The sequence below is a fragment of the Actinoplanes ianthinogenes genome, from assembly GCF_018324205.1.
Classification (GTDB): domain Bacteria; phylum Actinomycetota; class Actinomycetes; order Mycobacteriales; family Micromonosporaceae; genus Actinoplanes; species Actinoplanes ianthinogenes.
Map to the genome: position 1 here is coordinate 4,917,932 of NZ_AP023356.1, position 19,321 is coordinate 4,937,252.

At 70.9% G+C, this 19,321-nt stretch carries 18 protein-coding genes; 13 read left to right on the forward strand and 5 right to left on the reverse strand.

Features of this window, described 5'->3' with window-relative positions; genetic code table 11:
* The first annotated feature begins 1 nt into the window (after position 1).
* The 4 genes from Aiant_RS22155 to ccsB are packed head-to-tail and all read left to right on the forward strand — an operon-like array spanning position 2 to position 3,931.
* Positions 2–559: a TlpA family protein disulfide reductase gene (locus Aiant_RS22155; protein ID WP_189336836.1), complete on the forward strand. Its 558-nt coding sequence runs from the start codon at positions 2–4 to the stop codon at positions 557–559.
* Positions 559–1,359, forward strand: a complete 801-nt coding sequence (locus tag Aiant_RS22160) for a cytochrome c biogenesis CcdA family protein (RefSeq protein ID WP_189336835.1) — start codon at positions 559–561, stop codon at positions 1,357–1,359. Before Aiant_RS22155 ends, Aiant_RS22160 begins: the two co-directional genes overlap by 1 nt.
* On the forward strand, positions 1,356–2,966 hold the full coding sequence (gene resB / locus Aiant_RS22165; protein WP_189336834.1) for a cytochrome c biogenesis protein ResB: 1,611 nt from the start codon (positions 1,356–1,358) through the stop codon (positions 2,964–2,966). The genes Aiant_RS22160 and resB overlap by 4 nt, the downstream gene beginning before the upstream one ends.
* Complete coding sequence (ccsB, locus tag Aiant_RS22170) at positions 2,966–3,931, forward strand: c-type cytochrome biogenesis protein CcsB (RefSeq protein ID WP_189336833.1); 966 nt, start codon at positions 2,966–2,968, stop codon at positions 3,929–3,931. Before resB ends, ccsB begins: the two co-directional genes overlap by 1 nt.
* A 778-nt stretch (positions 3,932–4,709) precedes the next feature.
* Here the strand turns inward: ccsB and Aiant_RS22175 are convergent.
* Complete coding sequence (locus tag Aiant_RS22175) at positions 4,710–5,585, reverse strand: hypothetical protein (protein WP_229831483.1); 876 nt, start codon at positions 5,583–5,585, stop codon at positions 4,710–4,712.
* Between the two features lie 81 nt (positions 5,586–5,666).
* On the opposite strand from Aiant_RS22175, the gene Aiant_RS22180 reads away from it, so the two are divergent.
* Genes Aiant_RS22180 through Aiant_RS22200 form a run of 5 tightly spaced genes read left to right on the forward strand, consistent with a single transcriptional unit; the run spans position 5,667 to position 10,242 of the window.
* Positions 5,667–7,127: a menaquinone biosynthesis decarboxylase gene (locus tag Aiant_RS22180; protein WP_189336832.1), complete on the forward strand. Its 1,461-nt coding sequence runs from the start codon at positions 5,667–5,669 to the stop codon at positions 7,125–7,127.
* 50 nt (positions 7,128–7,177) lie between these two features.
* Positions 7,178–8,011, forward strand: a complete 834-nt coding sequence (gene mqnP / locus Aiant_RS22185; RefSeq protein WP_229831489.1) for a menaquinone biosynthesis prenyltransferase MqnP — start codon at positions 7,178–7,180, stop codon at positions 8,009–8,011.
* 46 nt (positions 8,012–8,057) lie between these two features.
* Positions 8,058–8,564, forward strand: a complete 507-nt coding sequence (locus tag Aiant_RS22190) for a sigma-70 family RNA polymerase sigma factor (RefSeq protein ID WP_189336830.1) — start codon at positions 8,058–8,060, stop codon at positions 8,562–8,564.
* Positions 8,551–9,612 (forward strand): hypothetical protein, encoded by a 1,062-nt coding sequence (locus tag Aiant_RS22195; RefSeq protein WP_189336829.1) that lies wholly within the window; start codon positions 8,551–8,553, stop codon positions 9,610–9,612. The genes Aiant_RS22190 and Aiant_RS22195 overlap by 14 nt, the downstream gene beginning before the upstream one ends.
* 12 nt (positions 9,613–9,624) lie before the next feature.
* Positions 9,625–10,242, forward strand: coding sequence for a UbiX family flavin prenyltransferase (locus Aiant_RS22200; protein ID WP_189336828.1), 618 nt, complete (start codon positions 9,625–9,627; stop codon positions 10,240–10,242).
* Positions 10,243–10,244: 2 nt separating this feature from the next.
* Here Aiant_RS22200 and Aiant_RS22205 read toward each other — a convergent pair whose 3' ends face one another.
* On the reverse strand, positions 10,245–10,520 hold the full coding sequence (locus tag Aiant_RS22205; RefSeq protein WP_185038736.1) for a BldC family transcriptional regulator: 276 nt from the start codon (positions 10,518–10,520) through the stop codon (positions 10,245–10,247).
* A 213-nt stretch (positions 10,521–10,733) separates the two neighbouring features.
* Here Aiant_RS22205 and Aiant_RS22210 point away from each other — a divergent pair, with 213 nt between their 5' ends.
* The 3 genes from Aiant_RS22210 to Aiant_RS22220 are packed head-to-tail and all read left to right on the forward strand — an operon-like array spanning position 10,734 to position 13,687.
* Positions 10,734–11,183, forward strand: coding sequence for an Lrp/AsnC family transcriptional regulator (locus Aiant_RS22210; RefSeq protein ID WP_189336827.1), 450 nt, complete (start codon positions 10,734–10,736; stop codon positions 11,181–11,183).
* Between the two features lies 1 nt (position 11,184).
* Entirely contained in the window at positions 11,185–12,279 is a 1,095-nt protein-coding gene (cds1, locus tag Aiant_RS22215) for an L-cysteine desulfhydrase Cds1 (protein ID WP_189336826.1), read from the forward strand.
* A 34-nt stretch (positions 12,280–12,313) separates the two neighbouring features.
* Positions 12,314–13,687 (forward strand): hypothetical protein, encoded by a 1,374-nt coding sequence (locus Aiant_RS22220; RefSeq protein ID WP_189336825.1) that lies wholly within the window; start codon positions 12,314–12,316, stop codon positions 13,685–13,687.
* Here Aiant_RS22220 and Aiant_RS22225 read toward each other — a convergent pair.
* The 3 genes from Aiant_RS22225 to Aiant_RS22235 form a co-directional block, all read right to left on the reverse strand.
* Positions 13,662–14,309: a putative glycolipid-binding domain-containing protein gene (locus Aiant_RS22225; RefSeq protein WP_189336824.1), complete on the reverse strand. Its 648-nt coding sequence runs from the start codon at positions 14,307–14,309 to the stop codon at positions 13,662–13,664. The two genes, Aiant_RS22220 and Aiant_RS22225, sit on opposite strands and share 26 nt — an antisense overlap.
* Before the next feature lie 134 nt (positions 14,310–14,443).
* Positions 14,444–16,399, reverse strand: a complete 1,956-nt coding sequence (locus tag Aiant_RS22230) for a DEAD/DEAH box helicase (protein WP_229831482.1) — start codon at positions 16,397–16,399, stop codon at positions 14,444–14,446.
* A 306-nt stretch (positions 16,400–16,705) separates the two neighbouring features.
* The gene (locus tag Aiant_RS22235; RefSeq protein WP_189336823.1) at positions 16,706–17,185 is read right to left on the reverse strand and encodes a hypothetical protein; all 480 of its coding nucleotides are present in this window, start codon (positions 17,183–17,185) and stop codon (positions 16,706–16,708) included.
* Between the two features lie 973 nt (positions 17,186–18,158).
* Between Aiant_RS22235 and Aiant_RS22240 the strand changes: the two genes are divergently transcribed.
* A complete protein-coding gene (locus tag Aiant_RS22240; RefSeq protein ID WP_189336822.1) occupies positions 18,159–19,256 on the forward strand; it encodes a hypothetical protein in 1,098 nt (365 codons plus the stop codon).
* Positions 19,257–19,321: the final 65 nt, after the last annotated feature.

A 19,321-nucleotide genomic window follows, 5' to 3' on the forward strand; every position in this document is an offset into this window, starting at 1 on the left:
CGTGCGCCGTCTCGTCGCAGCCGCCCTCGCCGCGGTCGCCACCGCCGGCGTCCTGGCCGGCTGCGGCGACGACGAGAACTGGGCGCGGAAGTGCACCACCACCAACGGTGTGGTCGAGTGCGCGGTGGCGGACCGCCCGCAGGTCGACGCGGTCACCGGCGACCTGCTCGACGGCGGGACGTACGACCTCGCCGACGACCGCGGCAAGGTGGTCGTGGTCAACTTCTGGGGCTCCTGGTGCCCGCCCTGCCGTGCCGAGGCCGGCGACCTGGAAAAGGTGTACCAGGCCACCAAGGCGAGCAACGTGACCTTCCTCGGGATCAACTCGCGTGACGACCGCGACTCGGCGAAAGCGTTCGAGCGCGGCCGGATCACCTACCCGAGCATCTTCGACTTCGAGGGCAACGTCGCGCTGAAGTTCGACGTCACCCAGACCAGCACACCGGCCACCCTGATCCTGGACCGCCAGGGCCGGATCGCGGTCGCGCTGCGGCGCTCGACCACCGCCGGTGAGTTGCAGCCCCTCGTGGAACGGGTGGCGGCGGAGGCGAACGGCTGATGGGCAGCAACGTCTTCTCCGACGCGGCGTCCGGCGGCCCGCTGCTGCTGGCCATCGGCGCCTGCATGATCGCCGGCCTGGTGAGCATCCTCTCCCCGTGCGTCCTGCCGCTGGTCCCGGGCTACATCTCGTACGTCACCGGCCTGGCCGGCTCGGACCTGGAGGCGGCGATCGGCACCTCGCCGGGCGCCACCGTCACCACGACCCGGACGGTCGCGCTGAAAAGCCGGGTGCTGGCCGGCAGCCTGCTGTTCGTGCTCGGTTTCTCGGTGGTCTTCTCGCTGATGGTCACCCTGGTGGCGAACGTGGCGACCACCCTGCTGACCAACCGTGACACGCTCAACCTGATCGTCGGCCTGCTGATCATCCTGCTCGGCGTGGTCTACCTGGGCTGGATCCCGGGGCTCCAGCGGGAGGCCCGGATCAGCAAGCTCCCGTCCGCCGGACTGCTCGGCGCCCCGGTGTTCGGCGCGGTCTTCGCGGTCTCCTGGCTGCCCTGCACCGGCCCGACGCTCGGTGCGGTGACCAGCCTGGCCGCCACCGCCGGCGGGAGCGACCGGGCGGTGGTGCTGGCGCTCGCCTTCAGCCTCGGGCTGGGCATCCCGTTCGTGCTCTTCGGGCTCTTCTTCCGCAAGCTCCTCGGGGTCTTCCAGGCGATCCGGCGGAACAGCCGGTGGGTCACCCGGGTCGGCGGCGTGCTGCTCATCGCGGTCGGCGTCACCCTGGTCAGCGGCCAGTGGCTGCACTTCCTGGCGTGGCTGCAGACGACGCTGAACTTCGGCGACGGGACGCTGCTGTGACCGTCGTCGAGGACCGGCCGGCCACCGCCGACACCCCGCCGCCGCGCCGGGTGAACCCGGTCTGGGCGCTGCTGCGCAACTCGTGGCGGCAGCTGACCAGCATGCGTACCGCGCTGATCCTGCTGTTCCTGCTGGCCGTCGCGGCGATCCCCGGTTCGTACTTCCCGCAGACCTCGGTGAACCGGGAGCGGGTCTCGCAGTACTACACCGCGCACCCCCAGCTCGCGCCCTGGGTGGACCGGCTGGGCGGCTTCGACGTCTTCGCGTCGGCCTGGTTCGCGGCGATCTACCTGCTGCTGTTCACCTCGCTGGTCGGCTGCGTGCTGCCCCGCCTGCGCGATCACGCCCGGGCGCTGCGCTCGGTCCCGCCGGAGGCGCCGAAACGGCTGGAGCGCCTGCCGCAGCACGCGCCGGCGGTCACCCGGCCGGAGGACCCGGCGGCCGCGGCGGCGAGCCTGGCCGGGACGCTGCGGCGCAAGCTGTTCCGCACCCGCGTGGTGGAGTTGCCGGACGGCGGGTTCTCGGTGGCGGCCGAGAAGGGCTACCTCAAGGAGACCGGCAACCTGTTGTTCCACTTCGCCCTGCTGGCGGTGCTGATCGGCGTCGGCTTCGGACACTGGTACGGCTGGCACGGCAACCGGCTCCTGGTGGCCGGCGCCGACCAGGGCTTCTGCAACTCGATCATCCAGTACGACGACTCGGCGCTCGGCCCTGAGGTGACCGCCGCCGATCTGCCGAAATTCTGCATGCGGATGACCGATTTCGAGGCCACCTATCAGACCACCGGGCAGCCCAAGTCGTTCCTGGCCACCGTGCAGGTGGAGGAGGGCGACGGGAAGTACCGGACGGAGAGCTTCACGGTCAACGACCCGCTCCGGCTGCACCACGCCAACGTGCATCTGATCGGCCAGGGCTACGCGCCGATCCTGCGCTACACCGACCGCTACGGGGTCAGCCAGACCAAGATCGTCCCGTTCCTGCCGACCGACGCGATGCAGACCAGCGAGGGTGTCGCCCAGTTCCCGGACGTCAACATCGATCCGAAGACGAACCGGCGCGACGACCAGCTCCAGGTCGGCTTCGAGGGCGTCTACCTGCCCACCGGCGGCACCGACGGCAGTGCCACCTCGAAGTTCCCGGCCGAGAACAACCCGGTGCTCTACCTGGCCGCCTACCGCGGCAACCTGGGCCTGGACATCGGCAAGACCGGCTCGGTCTACGCCCTGAACCGTGGCCAGATCACCACCGGCGAGCTGAAAAAGGTCAGCGGCGAGCGGCCGCACGCGCTGCACCCGGGCGAGACCTGGACCCTGGACGACGGCACCAAGCTGGAGTTCGTGGGCACCCGCCAGTTCGCCACGCTCTCCATCCGGTACGACCCGACGCAGTCGTTGCTGCTGGTCGGCGCGGTGCTCGGGCTGATCGGGCTGATGCTCTCGCTGTTCGTGCACCGGCGTCGCGTGTGGTTCCGGGTGCTTCCAGCCAACGGTCAGCAAGCCGGCGGTAGCGTAATCGAAGCCGGTGGTCTGCCGCGTACCGATTATCCGGGCTTCGCGGCCGAGTTCGCCGCGCTGACCCAGCCCGCCGCCGAGGAGGAAAAGTCCTGATGGCGAATGTGTCCGACCAGCTCATGGCGCTGGCCGTGCTGGCATACCTGACCGCCATGGTCTGTTACGCGGGGGAGTACGCGTTCGGCCGCCGCAGCCGGATCGGCAAGGCGGCGGTCCGCCCGGCCCGGCAGCTCGTGGGCTCCGGCGCGCCGGTTCCTCCCGCGGACGACGTCGTCGAGCCGGTGCGCACACCGGGCCGCGGCGAGCTGGTCGGCCGGATCGCGGTGGCGCTCAACGTCATCGCCCTGGCCCTGCACCTGGGCACCCTGGTCACCCGCGGTCTCGCCGCCGACCGGATGCCCTGGGGCAACATGTACGAGTACATCCTCTCGGCGACCTTCGTCGGCTCCGCGGTCTTCATGGGCGTGCTGCTGCGCCGCCCGGCCCTGCGGCACCTCGGCCTGTTCTCCTCGCTGGCGCTGGTGATGCTGCTCGGCGCGGCCGCGCTGATCGCCTACACCCCGGTCGGCCCGCTGGTCCCGGCCCTGCATTCGTACTGGTTCATCTTCCACGTCTCGACGATCATCATCTCGTCCGGCATCTTCCTGATCGGTGCCGTGCCGGCCGCCATGTTCCTCGTCAAGAACGGTTATGACCAGGGCAAACGCCGCTTCCCCTACACCCTGGGCAAGCGCGTGCCGACCTCGGCGACGGCGCTGGAGCGGCTGACCTTCCGGCTGCACGCGTTCGCCTTCCCGCTGTTCACCTTCGGCGCGCTGATCGCCGGACCGCTGTGGGCCGAGGCGTCCTGGGGCCGTTACTGGGGCTGGGACCCGAAAGAGGTCTGGGCGTTCATCTCCTGGATCGTCTACGCGGCCTACCTGCACGCCCGCGCCACCCCGAGCGTGAAACGAACCGTAGCCACCTGGATCGCCCTGCTCGGCTTCGTCACCATGCTGATGAACCTCTTCGGCGTCAACCTCTTCTTCGAAGGCCTGCACAGCTACGCCAACGCCGGCTGAAATCCAACCCCAAGATCTCCATTTACGCAGGTCCGCCGGGGTGCAGATCGCATGCTCCCGCGCGGGCCGAGGCCGGCGATCTGGCCGCTGACGCGTCCAACCCAATCGCCGCCCTCTTCACTGTCCGCAGCTGCTCCCGGAGATCAACCCCCAGCCGACCCCCAGCGCCCTACCCCAACCCCGCACAGCGCCACCAGCCCCAGCCCAACACTCCCCAGCTGGCCCCCAGCGCCCTATCCCATGCCTGGATAGGGCCACCAGTCCCAGCCGGGTATTCCTCGGCTGGCCTCCAGCGCCCTATCTCGTGCCTGGATAGGGCCACCAGGACCAGCTCGACACTCCCCGGCTGGTCCTCAGCGCTCCCGGATAGGGCCCACCAGGGCCAGCCCGATACTCCCGGCTGGTCCTCAGCGCCCTATTCCGTTCCCGGATAGGGCCACCAGGGCCAGCCCGACACTGCTCGGCTGGTCTCCAGCGCCCTATTTCGTGCCTGGATAGGGCCGTCAGGGCCAGCCGGGTGCTCCTTGGCTGGGCCTCAGCGCGCTGGGCGGACGCGGGATCGGGTCACGCCGCTTGACACCCCTGGTGCGGGGGATGTCTTTGCTGGCCGCGGTGCTCACCGAACCCTTAAACGCGCTCAGGCCCCCTAGGTTTCTCACGAAACGCCGCCGGTGAGATGGGCTCGGCTTTTCCGACGCCGCGGGGTTTGCGGCGGCGGAAAAGACGCGCCCATCTCACCGGTTACAAGGCGTTTTGTGCGCGGAGCGAAGCGGAGCAATTAAGCACAGTCTCCGGCAGTCCAGGTGTCGTAGCGGGTGGTCCAGTCGAGGCAGAAGCCGCCGCTGCGTTGCTGTTCGCCCGGGGTGACGCCGGTCAGCGTGGGCACGTCCTCGCGCCAGAACTGGGCCGCGCCACCGCCCGGCGGGCGTAGCTGGACATTGTCCACTTTGACCGACGGGACGTCGACGCGACCGGGTTTCTTGCCGTCGACGTGCACCTCGACGTACTGCTCGACGAAGGCGGAGCCGCCGATCGGCAGTTTCTGGGCGGTGAGCAGGTTCCACCGGTTGTTCCACCACAGCCAGGCCTGCCACAGCCCGCCGGCGTCGGTGTGCAGGTCCAGCCAGACCGTGTCGCCCGGCCGCACCTCGTACTGGTCGTAGAACTGCCAGGACCGGGTGTTCGTGTTGTACGTGTAGATGTGCGGCTGCCCCGGCGACCGCCACCCGGTCTCCGCCCAGCCGGCCTCCAGCCACGCGATCCCACCCTTGCCCAGATCCCGCTTGGCCATGAACCGGCCGGCGATGAAGTCGTACGTGCCGGGCCGGATCGAGCCGTCGACCACGGCGAACCGGCCGGAGACGCCACTCCACTCGTTGGCTGTTCCGGCGCCCAGGTGGTGATATCCGCTGGGGGTGAACCCGGGCGGCTTCAATGGGCGTACCGAAGACTCGAGAACCGTGGCCCGGCAGGCGCCGCGAGCGGACAGCGATGCCCGGGCCGAGGGCGGCCGGCTGGAAGCCGGGCCGGGAGAACCGCAGGCCGGCAGCCGATCCGTGCGCGAGGAGACCGCGGAGACGGCCGGCGCCGCGATCACGACGCCGGCCAGCAGCCCGAGCAGGGCCCACCACCGGGTCACGTTTCGCCGCCTCACGATCTCCCTAACGTGAGGCGCAGATCAAGAGTGACGGACCTGCGATCCAGAACGGGCCGTTGCGGTGCCAGACTGTGGGTCATGGCGTCTCGTGGGTTTCCCTATGCCGATCTCCAAAGCTTCCTCGCCGCCCTGGAATCCGCCGGTGAGCTGCGCCGGGTCAAGGTTCCGGTGGATCCGACGCTGGAGATCAGCGAGGTGGTGACCCGCACCGTCCGGGCCGGTGGGCCGGCCTTGCTGTTCGAGAATCCGACGCGCGGCGACATGCCGGTGACGATCAACCTGTTCGGCACCGAGAAGCGGATGGCGATGGCGCTGGGCGTCGACACGCTGGACGAGGTCGGTGAGCGGATCGGCGCGCTGACCAAGCCGGAGTTGCCGGTCGGCTGGTCCGGCATCCGCGAGGGCATCGCCAAGGTGCTGCAACTCAAGTCGGTCCCGCCGAAAAAGGTGAAGTCGGCGCCCTGCCAGGAGGTCGTGCTCAAGGGCGACGAGGTCGACCTGAACCGGCTGCCCGGCCTGCAGGTGTGGCCCGGCGACGGCGGCATCTTCCACAACTTCGGGCTGACCCACACCAAGCACCCGGAGACCGGCAAGCGCAACCTGGGGCTGTACCGGTTGCAGCAGCATTCGAAGAACACGCTCGGCATGCACTGGCAGATCCACAAGGACTCGACCGCCCACCACGCGGTGGCCGAGCGGCTCGGGCAGCGCCTGCCGGTGGCCGTGGCGATCGGCGCCGACCCGGTGGTCTGCTACGCGGCGAGCGCCCCGCTGCCCGGTGACATCGACGAGTACATGTTCGCCGGTTTCCTGCGCGGCGAACGGGTCGAGATGGTCGACTGCGTCACCGTGCCGTTGCAGGTCCCGGCGAACGCGCAGGTGATCCTCGAGGGTTACCTGGAGCCGGGGGAGCGGCACCCGGAGGGCCCGTTCGGCGACCACACCGGTTACTACACGCCGGTCGAGCCGTTCCCGGTGCTGCACATCGAGTGCATGACCATGCGCAAGGACCCGGTCTACCACTCGATCGTCACGTCGCAGCCGCCGCAGGAGGACCACGGCCTGGGCAAGGCCACCGAGCGGATCTTCCTGCCGCTCGCCAAGATCCTGATCCCGGACATCGTCGACTACGACATGCCGGCCGCCGGCGTCTTCCACAACTGCCTGATCGTCTCGATCAACAAGCGCTACCCGAAGCACGCGCAGAAGGTGATGAACGCCATCTGGGGCGCCCACCTGCTGTCCCTGACCAAGCTGATCGTGGTGGTCGACGAGGACTGCGACGTGCACGACTACCAGCAGGTCGCGTTCCGGGCGTTCGGCAACGTCGACTACGCCCGCGACCTGTTGCTCACCGAGGGCCCGGTGGATCACCTGGATCACTCGTCCTACCAGCAGTTCTGGGGCGGCAAGGCGGGCGTCGACGCCACCCGTAAGCTCCCCGCCGAGGGTTACACGCGGGGCTGGCCGGAGGAGATGGTGATGGCGCCGGAGGTCGTTTCCCTGGTCGACAAGCGGTGGAAGGAATACGGGCTGTGACAGCTTTGGAAGCATCCCCCGGCAAGATCAAGTCCTTCCTGCGGCTCGTCATGATCGAGCACTCGGTCTTCGCGCTGCCGTTCGCGTACCTGTCGGCCCTGGTGGCGATCGACCGGGACGGGACCGGGCGGCACTGGGGCGATCTGGTGCTGATCACCGTCGCGATGGTGTCCGGGCGGACGTTCGCGATGGCCGCCAACCGGATCCTGGACCGCAAGATCGACGCGCTGAACCCGCGCACCCAGAACCGCGAGCTGGTCACCGGCGCGGTGAGCGTCCGGACCGCCTGGACCGGTGCGCTGGTCTCGCTCGTCATCCTGGTCGTGGCCGCCGCCCTGCTGAACCCACTGTGCCTGGTGCTGTCCCCGCTCGCGGTGATCCCGCTGGTCATCTATCCGTACGCGAAGCGGTTCACGAACTTCCCGCACTACGTCCTCGCCCTGGCGCAGGCCGTCGCCCCGGTCGGCGCCTGGCTCGCGATCACCGGCACGTTCGCCGGTTCCGGGCCGGCCTGGGTGCTCGGCGCCGCGGTCGGCCTGTGGATCGGCGGGTTCGACATCATCTACGCCTGCCAGGACGTCGAGGTGGATCGCCGGATCGGGGTGCACTCCACGCCGGCCCGGTTCGGGGTGCCGACCGCGCTGCACATCTCCACCGCCACCCACGTCGTGACGTTCGCGCTGTTCGTGTGGTTCGGACAGTGGGTGGGCCTGAGCTGGTTCTGGTGGATCGGGCTGGCACTGACCGCGGGCGGCCTGATCTACCAGCACGTGGTGGTGACGCCGACCGACCTGTCGAAGGTCAACCGGGCGTTCTTCACCGCCAACGGCTTCATCGGCATCGCGCTGTTCGTCTTCGCGGTCCTCGACCTGGCCCTGTTGTAGCCAGACCGGTTGTAACCCGATCGGCCGCTCCGTCCGTCTAGTGATCGTGAGCGATCGAGAGGCCGAGTTCCGGGAATTCGTGGCCGCGCAGATGGAGTCTCTGCGCGGCCTCGCCTATCTCACGTGCGGCGACTGGCAGGCGGCCGAGGACGCGGTCCTCACCGTGCTGGCCCGGCTTTACGTGAAGTGGTCCCGGATCGACAACGTCGCCGGATACGCCCGGGCCGCGGTGGTCCGGGCGGCGATCGACGAGACCCGCCGTCCCTGGTGGCGGCGGGAGCGTTCCGGCGGCGACGACCTCCCGGAGCCGGTCGTGTCCGACCTGACGGGGGCGGTGCACGACCGGCTCGAGCTGCATGCCGCGTTGCTCAAGGTGCCACCGCGCCATCGCGCGGTGCTGGTGCTGCGGTTCCTGGAGGGGCTGAGCGTGCAGCAGACGGCGGCGGCGTTGCGCTGCCCGGAGGGCACCGTGAAGGTGTACACGGCCCGCGGTCTCGACACGCTCCGGCGGATCCTGGGAGTCGATCTGGAGGAACGTCATGCGGTTGTCTGAGCTGCTCGACGAGGTGCGTGCGGAGGCGCCACCGCCGCGGTACGACGTCGACCAGGTGGTAGCGGCCGGTCGGCGGTTGCAGTGGCGCCGGCGGGTCGCCGCGGCGGCCGCGGCGGTGCTGACGGTCACCGCGGTCGTGGCGGTCCCGCAGCTGGCCGGCGGTCCGCCCCCGAGCCGGCTCACGGCTCCCGTGGCACAGGTCGTCCCGATGCCCTTCACGTACGCCTACGACGGCTTCACCGCGGGCCGGTTCCGGGTGGAGGAGACGCACGAGGCGACCATCGACTGGACCCTCAACATGATCACCGACGTGCGGGACCCGGACCGCTGCCGGATGCAGTGCATGCTCGGCGTGCGTGCTACCGCGGTGACGGATCCGGTCTTCCAGCGGGAACGGTCGCGGACCGCCGCCGAGCCGATCAACGGCCGGCCGGCGTACTGGCTCCTCGACCGCGAGATGGGCGACCTGGTCCTGCTCTGGGAGTACGCCGACGACGGCTGGGCGTTCATCGCGCGACCGAACATGAAGGTCGAGGCCGACGCGCCGATGTCCCGCGACGAGATGCGGACGGTCGCCGCCGCGTTCCGGCCCGGTTCGGCCCGCACGGTGCCGAGCCCGTTCCGGCCGTCGTACCTGCCGGCCGACTGGCGGCTGGTCGAGACCCGGGGCATCAAGGGTTCGTCGACGGCGATCCTGCGGAAGGTGGCGACGGCCGAGAGCATGCGGCAGCCGACCTCCCGGACGATCTCGGTGGTCAAGCCGCCGCGCGCCGCCGACCTGCTCGAACTCGTGGCCCGCCCGTCCGGCGTGAACAAGACGCCGACCGCGGAGCCGATCTGTGTGAAGCAGAGCGACGGGGGTTACTGCCGGATGCGGATGCCCGAGCGGGACCTGGACCTGGACGTACGCGGAGGCACCGCGCTCTCCCTGGACGAACTCCGCCGGATCACCCTCGGCATGACCGTGGCCGACCTGGGAAAGCCGGCGACGTGGACCCCGATCAACGACGCGTTCCCGGCCTCCGCGCAGCTCACCGTGGTCAAGTAGCACACTGGAACTATGCGGCAACCATGGATCGTCGGCGTCTCCGGAGCCTCCGGCACCCCTTACGCCCGGGCGGTGATCACCGGCCTGCTGGACGCCGGTGAGTCCGTCGACCTGGTCGTCTCCCGGGCGGCCCGGCTCACCCTGCTGGACGAGACCGGCGCGACGATCCGGGACGCGCACTGGAAGGACGACGTCGCGGCCTGGCTGGGCCGGGATCTCGGCGATCTGGCGTACTGGCCGGCCGGCGACCTCGCGGCCGGTCCGAGCAGCGGCTCGTACCCGGCGCGCGGGATGGCGGTGGTCCCGGCCAGCACGGCGGCATGTGCCGGGATCGCCATCGGGCTTTCCAAGGATCTGTTGCAGCGCGCCGCCGAGGTCAATCTCAAGGAACGGCGACGGACCGTGGTGGTGCCTCGGGAGACTCCGGTGACACGCAGTCACCTGGAGCACTTGATGTCGCTGCTCGACGCCGGTGCGGTGGTGCTGCCGGCCAGTCCCGGTTTCTACGGGTCCGGGGCAGACGCCACCGCACAGCAACTCGTCGATTTCATTGCGGGTAAGGTGCTGGACTCGCTAGGGGTGGAACACACCCTGATGCGGCGATGGAGCGGACGACTCGGTGAGCGCTGAGATCAGCGCAGACCGTTCGGCGGGCCGTAACCCGCGCCCGGGTTGGTCGGGCCGCTGTTTCGCGGCTTGTTGGCCGCGTCGTCCTCGCGCATCTCCTCGATCACGCCGTCGCCCTCAAGCAGGGCCTTGACTTCGGATTCGCGGAATCGGCGGTGTCCACCCGGAGTACGGATGCTGCCGATGCGCCCGGCTGCAGCCCAACGCGTGACCGTTTTCGGATCGACGCGAAACAACGCGGCCACCTCGCCCGGCGTCAGCAGACGGTCTCCAGTGTCCACAACCCCCTCCTCGGTTCTGTTTTCTGGAGCGGCCGGTGGTCACGGTGAGTGTCGGCATGCTCGATCGGGACGTAAAGCCATTAGAGCACCGCCCCTGAACCAAGTCCGTGAAATGCGGAAAAAGCCCCGATTGCGACAACGATCATTATCCTGCCCCCCATTCGCCGCTACCGGGCGTGAGTGCCGAGCGGCCACCCGATTAGGGTTTCAGACATGGACTCCATCGACCTCCGGCTGATCGACCTGCTACGGGAGAACGCGCGCTCGTCGTACGCCGAGCTGGCGCGCAAGGTCGGGCTCTCCGCCCCCGCCGTGCACGAGCGAGTCGGTAAGCTCGAAGCCGCCGGCACCATCCGGGGCTACCGCGCCGACGTCGACCACGAGGCGGTCGGGCTCGGCGTCACCGCACTGATCGGCATCGTCGAGGATTCCGGTGCGGACACCGATGACGTGCTCACCGCGGTGCGGGCGATGCCCGAGGTGGAGAGTTGCTATTTCATGGCCGGCGTGGAGTCGTACCAGCTGATCGTCCGGGTCGGCACCATTGCGGAGTTGGAGCAGCTGATTGTCCGGATCAACCGAACCGCCGGCGTCGCCTCCACCCGCACCGCGATCGCTCTCAGCACCAAGTGGGAGAACCGGCCGCAACCCGGGATGGGCTGAGATGAGCCTGTCGCTGGACCGCTGCGACGACGCCGCCCGGGACTGGGCGCGCGACGCGATCGGCCTGGTCGAGGCGGATGCCAACCGGTCGGCCGACACCCACCTGCTGCCGTTCCCGCTGCCCGTCTCCTGGGGCATCGACCTGTATCTCAAGGACGAGTCCTCGCACCCCACCGGCTCGCTCAAGCACCGCCTGGCCCGCTCGCTCTTCCTGTACGCCCTGTGCAACGGCTGGATCGGCCCGCACACCACGATCGTCGAGGCCTCGTCCGGCTCCACCGCGGTCAGTGAGGCGTACTTCGCCCGGATGCTCGGCCTGCCGTTCATCGCGGTGATGCCGGCCGCCACCTCGCCGGAGAAGATCGCGCTGATCGAGTTCCAGGGCGGCAAGTGCCACCTGGTGGCCGACCCGACCACCGTGGTCGCCGAGGCGCAACGGCTCGCCGACGACCTCGGCGGCCACTTCATGGACCAGTTCACGCACGCCGAGCGGGCCACCGACTGGCGGGGCAACAACAACATCGCCGAGTCGATCTACAGCCAGCTCTCCCTGGAACGCCACCCGATCCCGGCGTGGATCGTGGTCGGCGCCGGCACCGGCGGGACCAGCGCCACCATCGGCCGGTACGCGCGGTATCGCCGCTTCCCCACCAAGGTCTGCGTTGTCGACCCGGAAGGCTCGGCGTTCTGGCAGGCTTATGTCGCCGCCGACTGGGGCCTGGTGACCGGGAAGGGTTCCCGGATCGAGGGCATCGGCCGTCCCCGGGTGGAGCCGTCCTTCCAGCCCGCCGTCGTCGACCGGATGATGCAGGTGCCCGACGCCGCGTCGCTCGCCGCGATGCGGGCCGGCTCGGCGGTCCTCGGGCGGCGCCTGGGTGGATCCACCGGCACCAACCTGTGGGGCGCCTTCCGGTTGATCGCGGAGATGCGGGCGGCCGGGCGGACCGGGTCGGTGGTCACGCTGATCTGCGACGGCGGCGAGCGGTACGCGCACACCTACTACTCCGACGAGTGGGTGAGCGCCCAGGGCCTGCGCCTGACCCCGCACGCCGCGACGATCGACACCTTCCTCACGGATGGCACCTGGCCGGACTAGTCGCGCATCGACGAGCCGTGATTAGATCCGGCGCGTGGAAGATCCTTCGTATCCGGGTGGGCCGCCCCCGTTCGTACCCCACTATGGGCCGCAACCACCCGCCTGGCCGCCGGCGTTCGCGCCGCAGCCTCCGCCGAAGCGATCCCACACGACCGGAATTCTGGCGGCGTTAGCCGCCGTCCTGCTCGCCGCCGCGGCCGCCGCCGTCATCTTCTGGCCGGACCGCGACGAGACCGCCAAGGCCGACGCGGCCGGCAAGCCGACCCGTCCGGCGACGCCCTTCGAGTCGGCCCTGGAGGCCCTGCACCGGCAGGCCGAGGCGCTGGTCAAGGGCGACGAGAAGGGCTGGCTCGCGCCGGTCGACCCGGCGAACAAGGCGCTCGTCACCCGCTACCGCACGATGTTCACCAACCTGCGGTCGCTGGAGATCAGCCACGCCGAGTTCCACGCCGACAAGCTGGAGGGCGGCACCGCGGAGAAGGTGGTCACCCAGGCCGCCCTCGGCTACTGCTTCTCCGGCGTCAGCTGCCCCGCCTGGCGCAACAACTACGACGAGGGCCCGGCCAAGGCGACCTACCGGGTGACGTTCACGCTGGCCGGCACGACGTGGCGGATCACCGAGATGAACGACGCGGCCGGCGTGGAGCACAACTACCTGCAACCGGCGCCCTGGGACAACCGGGAACTCACCTTCGTCAAGGGCAAGCGGGTGATCGTGGCCGGCCCGAGAAGCCAGGCCAAGCGGCTCAAGCAGGTGCTCGCGCTGTCCGAGAAAGCCGCCCAGGTCACCGACAAGTACGCCGGGTTCGTCAACAACGCGCAGCGCCGCTACCGGGTCTACCTGGCCGACGAGGCGGGCTGGAAGAAGTGGTACGGCGGCATCGACCAGAAGTGGGTGATCGGCTACGAGATGCCGCTCAACGCGACCGGCGGCGACGTCATCCTGCGTGCCAAGGCCAGCGCCGACTCGCGGCAGCTCGCGGTCACCGTCCAGCACGAGCTGACCCACGTGGTCACCCTGGCCGGCGGGCACTGGGAGAACACCGACGACCAGTGGCTGGTCGAGGGGATCGCGGAGTACATCGGCGCGCTGCCCCGGGGGCCGCAGAACACCGGCAACCACGACGTGCTCTCCGAGTCGTTCCGCCGGCGCGGCGAGCCGAAGACCATCGCCGTGCCGCCGCTGTCCGACGACGCGGACGACCTGACGGTCAACACGCTGTACGCCATGGGGCACTACGCGACCGCGTGCATGGCCGACAAGTTCGGTGAGCAGAAGCTGATGCAGTTCACCGATCTGGTGCTGCGGGCGGCGAAGAAGCCGGACGAGGCGTCGCGGACCGCGTACGGAAAACCGTTCGCCACCGTCGACAAGGCCTGCCTCAGCTGGATCCGCGACCGGGTGTGATCCGCCGGGCCAGCCCCGGATAATCGACCACGAAGCCGCCGTCGTCGACCGTCAGATCGGCGGCGAAGGTCTCGCCCGCGCACCTGATCCGGCCGTCGTCCAGCGGCGTGTAGATCTGGTCCGCCTGCACCACCTCCAGGCTCGGCACCAGCACCCACGCGACGCTCAGCCGGTGCGAGACACCCGCGTTGTCCCCTTTGGTCTGCAGACCGAGCCGGCGGATCGGCAGTGTGTTGGTGAGCGGCGACCCGGCCAGGTCCACGTCGAACGCGCCGTACAGCTGATCCGGGTCCTCGATCCCGGGCAGCCCGGCCCGCGCGTGCCCGGCCGCCACCAGCGCCGCGTCCAGGTCACCCTGCTCGGAGGTGGTGACCCGCCAGCGCCCGGCGGCCAGCTCCAGCCGCACCCCGCGGGTCCAGCCGGCACCCTCGGCCCGCACGTCGAACCGCGCGGTCGTCCAGCCCGGATCGGTCTGGAGCTCGTAGTGGCAGGCATACCCCACCGGCGCCGCGGCGAGCACGGTCCCCTGCGCGTACAGCCCGTCCCGATCGGTCAGCCGCACCTGCTCGGCACCCGGCACATCCCGGCGTTCCCAGAACAAACCCGCGGACAGCAGCCCCATACCGGCAAGCTACCCGCCTTCCGGCCGACAAATGCATTTTCTTTCGTACGACCGGAGCCCTGTGGATAACGGTGTGGAAAACCGGAAGCCCCGGCTCGCCGTGGCGAACCGGGGCTTCCGTGCTGTTCAGTTGATCAGTGGCTGCGAGCCGGCCGGTTCGTGGTGAACCGTCCCGGGCCCTCGCGGCGGTCGGTCCGCTGCCCGTCGCGGCGCTGCCCCGAGGGACGGTCACCGGTGCGGGCCGGCCGGTCGCCGAAGGTCCGCTCGGGCCGCGGCCGGTCCCCGAACCGCCGGTCGCCGGAGCGCTCGCCGTAGCCACCGCGGTCGCCGTAGCCACCACGGTCGCCGAAGCTGCCCCGCTCGCCGGAGCGCTCGGTGTTGTTCCGGTCGCCGTAGCCACCGCGCTCCGACCGGTCGCCGGCCGGCCGGTCGCCGTAGCCACCGCGCTCGGACCGGTCGCCTGCCGGGCGGTCACCGCGGTAGCCACCGCGCTCGGACCGGTCGCCCGCCGGACGGTCACCGCGGTAGCCGCCACGCTCCGGCCGGTCACCGAACCGCTCGTTGCGGTCGCGGTCACCGTACGGCCGCTGGTCGCGGTCACCGTAGGAGCGCTGGGGGCGGTCGCCGTACGACCGCTGGGGGCGGTCACCGTAGCGCGGACGGTCGCCGCGGTCGCCGCCGAAGCGACGCCCGCCACCGGACCGCTCCCGGCGCGGCTCCGGCTCCTCCACCACCGGGATGCCGCTCGGCTCCTGCGCGCCGGTGACCTGGGCCAGCTTCTCGTCGCCGAGCCGGACCCGGACCTCGGCCGGAGCGACGCCCGCCTTGGCCATCATGGCCTGGGTGGACCGGCGCTGCTTGGGCAGAACCAGGGTGACGACCGCGCCGGACTCGCCGGCCCGCGCCGTGCGACCGGCCCGGTGCAGGTAGTCCTTCGGGTCCTTCGGCGGGTCCACGTGCACGACCAGGGAGACCCCGTCGACGTGGATGCCCCGGGCGGCCACGTCCGTGGCGACCAGGACGTTGGTCCGGCCTTCCTTGAACTCGGCCAGTGTGCGGGTGCGAACCCGCTGGGTCTTGCCGCCGTGCAGCGCGCCGGCCCGGACACCGACCGCGGCGAGCTGCTCGACCAGCCGGTCGACGCCCATCTGGGTGCGGGCGAAGACGATGGTCTTGCCGGACCGGTTCGCGATCCACGAGGTGATCGGGAACTTCTCGGCCGGCGGGATCAGCAGCAGGTGGTGGTCCATCGTGGACACGCTGGCCTCGGCCGGCGCGGTGGAGTGGGTCACCGGGTCGTGCATGAACCGCTGCACCAGCGCGTCGACGTCACCGTCCAGAGTGGCCGAGAAGAGCAGCCGCTGCGCGTTCTCCGGGGTCTTGGCCAGCAGCTCGGTGACCTCGGGCAGGAAGCCCATGTCGGCCATCTGGTCGGCCTCGTCGAGCACGGTGATCTCGACGTCGTCGAGCTTGCAGGCGCCCCGCTCGATCAGGTCGGCGAGCCGGCCCGGAGTGGCGACGATCACCTCGACGCCGCGGCGCAGGGCGTCCATCTGGCGGTCGTAGGGAACCCCGCCGACCGCGGTCTTCAGGAAGACGCCGACGGCGCGGCCGACCGGCATCAGCGAGTCGGCGACCTGCATGGCCAGCTCGCGGGTCGGGACCAGGATCAGGGCCTTCGGGTGGTGCGGGCGAGCCTTGCCACCCTGCGCGGTGCGGGCCAGCACCGGCAGACCGAACGCCAGCGTCTTGCCGGAGCCGGTCTGACCACGGCCCAGCACGTCGCGGCCGGCCAGCGCGTCCGGCACGGTCGCGGCCTGGATCTCGAACGGGGTGGTGATGCCCTCACGGGTGAGGACGCGCACGATCTCGGCCGGCAGGCCCAGGTCGGCGAAGGTGGTGACCGGCTGCTGCTCGACGGCGGCGGGCTCGGCCTCGATGATCTCGACCGTCGCGGTGGTCTCGACGGTCTCCGAGGTGGTGCCGGCCTCGGGGGTGGCGCCGGCCTCGGGGGTGGTGCTGCTGGTCTCGGGGGTGTTGTTGCTGTCGAAAACGGACGGGAACGTGCTGGGGTCAGCGAAAGTGGTCAAGAGAACCTCTCTACGGGGGCGCATGCTCGCGAATGGCCCGCCGCGGTGGTGTGGAACCCGCCCGCTGAAATGCCCGCAAGAACGCCCGTGGCGTGCACCGGGTGGGCACGCCGCGTCAGTAACTGCCATAAGTGTACGGGTGAACGCTCACCCTCCCGACCGCATTCCCGTCGGGTAGTGGGCAGGCTCACCTCGGAGCACAACCTCGCCAGCTTAGGGCAGGCGCCCCCGGGCAGCAACGACCAGGGGGTGGCTGAACGAACGCCGGCTTCGGTGACAGTCGGCGGATGTCGGCGTTTGCGGAGGTCAGTTGGCGATGCCCTTGACCATGTCGCTGAAGCTGTCACCGACGGTGAACAGGAAGACCAGACTCACCGTGACCAGCAGACCGAGCACGACCAGCATGGCCAGGACCACCTTGAAGTTCCCACGGCGCTGCTCGACCGGCGCGTCGTACCAGCCCTGGGCCAGGATGTGCCCGGTGAGCGAGCCGGAGTTCTCCGAAGGGTCGCTGACCGGCATGGTCATGTCGACCGCGGGATAGCCGCCGGTGCTGTACAGCTGGCCGCCCTGTGCACGCTGTCCCGGCACGGCGCCGGGCGGCGTCGACACCACGTTCACCGGCATGGTCGCGTCGATGTTCGGCGTGGCCAGGTTCACCGGCATGGTCATGTCGCTGTTGCCCAGGGAGATCGGCATGGTCATGTCGCCGTTCTGCGACGCGGGGATGACCGGCATCGTCAGGTCGGCGTTGTTGGCGGCGGCGCTGGTGATCGGCATGGTCATGTCGCTGTTTCCCGAGGCCGGTGGGAAACCGGGGGTGCCGTAGGACATGGGCGGAAGGACTCCCGTCGGGCCGCCGCCCTCCGGCGGCATCGTGTACGAGGGCAGGCCGTTCCCGATCACCGGGGGCGGCGGGAACACCGGGCTCGGGCCGGGTGGCGGCACGGGCACCGGACTCGGGCCGGGCGGACCGGGCACCGGGCTGGGACCCGGGCCGGGCGGCACCGGAGACGGTCCGGGGCCGGGCGGCACCGGGGTCGGGGCCGGCAGCGGTGGCACCGGCGAAGGGCCGGGGCCCGGGGGAATGGGGCTCGGCGGGTACGGGTCCGGCGCGGGGCCGGGGGGCGTGGGGGCCGGGCCGGGCTGAGGCGCCGGCGTGGGGAACGGACCGGGCTGCGGGCCGGGAATCGGACCGGGCGGCGGCGGCTTGATCGGCTCGGGCTTGATCGGCTCGGGTTCGGCGGGCTCCGGGCGGGTCGGCTCGGGCTTGCCGGGTTTCGGCTCGCCCGGTTTCGGCGGGACCGGGACCGGCCGCGGCTCGCTGGGCTCCGGCTCATCCGGCTTCGGCTCATCGGGCTGCGGCTTGTCGGGCTCCGGCTTGTCGGGCTTCGGCTCGTCCGGGCTCGGCTCCGAGGGCTCCGGATCGGCCGGTTTCGGATCGCCGGGCTCGACCGGTTTCGGGTCGGCGGGTTTCGGGGACGGCTCGCTGGGCTCCGGCTCGGGGGAGCCGTAGACGGTCGGCTTCCCCGCGGATCCGTTCGGGCTCGCAGAGACCGCTTTCGCCGAGCCGACCGCGGGCGCCGCAGAGACCGGCTTCGCCGAGCCGACCGCAGAGGCTGGTTTCGCCGATCCGGCGGCGGGTGCCGCGGAGACCGGCTTCGCCGAGCCGACCGCAGAGGCCGGCTTCGCCGATCCGGCGGCGGGTGCCGCGGAGACCGGCTTCGCCGAGCCGACCGCGGGCGCCGCGGAGATCGGCTTGGCTGTGTTGGCAGTGGGTGTCGCCGAGATCGGCTCAGCCGTTTCGGTGGCGGGTGCCGCGGAGACTGGCTTCGCCGAGCCGATCGCGGGCGGTGCGGAGACCTGGGCCGATCCGAAGGCCTTAGCGCTGGCCACCACGGCGGAGCCCGCCGATGGCGGGCTCGAGACGGGAGCTTCCGGCTCAACGGTTTTCGGGCCGCCGACTTCCGGCACGGCAGCGGACCCGCTCGCCGGGACTGCGGAGACCGGGGCCGAGCCGGTCACGGGCTTGGCGGCGGTTCCGCTCGCCGGGGCTGCGGAGGCCGGGGCTGAGCCGGTGACGGGCTTGCTGGGCGCGGCAGCTGATCCGCTCGCGGGAGCGGCCGAGACGGGGGCTGATCCGCTCGCGGGCTTGGCGGGGGACCCGCTCGCCGGGACTGCGGAGACCGGGGCCGAGCCGGTCACGGGCTTGGCGGCGGTTCCGCTCGCCGGAGCTGCGGAGACCGGGGCTGAGCCGGTAACGGGCTTGCTGGGCGCGGCAGCTGATCCGCTCGCGGGGGCCGCCGAGACGGGGGCTGAGCGGATCCCGGGGTTGGCGGCGGATCCGTTTGCCGGAGCTGCGGAGACGGGGGCTGAGCCGATCACCGGCTTGCTGGGCACGGCGGCCGATCCGCTCGCGGGAGCCGCCGAGACCGGAGCTGAGGCGGTGGCCGGCTTGCTCGGCACTGCGGCGGAGCCGGCGGCCGGGGCCGCGGAGACCGGAGCGCTCACCGGGCGGCTAGGCACGGCGGCGGAGCCGGACGCGGGTGCCGCGGAAACCGGGGCCGATGCGGAGACCGGCGCCGAGGAGACCGGGGCCGAGGCGGAGACCGGTTTGGCCGGAGAAGGGTCAGGAGCAGGGGCGGCGGAGACCGGGGCGGACGCGGACACTCTCGGACCGGAGGTGGCCCACAAGGCGCCAGGCGCGGGTGGTGGGGGTGGTGCGAAACCCTCGGCGTCGTCCGCGGGCGGCCCGGCGGGCGGCGGCGTGGAGCTCGCGCCGTCCCTGGTCGCCTGCTGCTCGTCCATGGGTCCTCCCGACCGCCGCTGCCGACGGTTTTTGGACGTCGGTCGCTGACCTTAACCGTGCCACATCAGTCGGTGTGAACGCACCCGGCATCGACCCGACCAACCCTACGACGA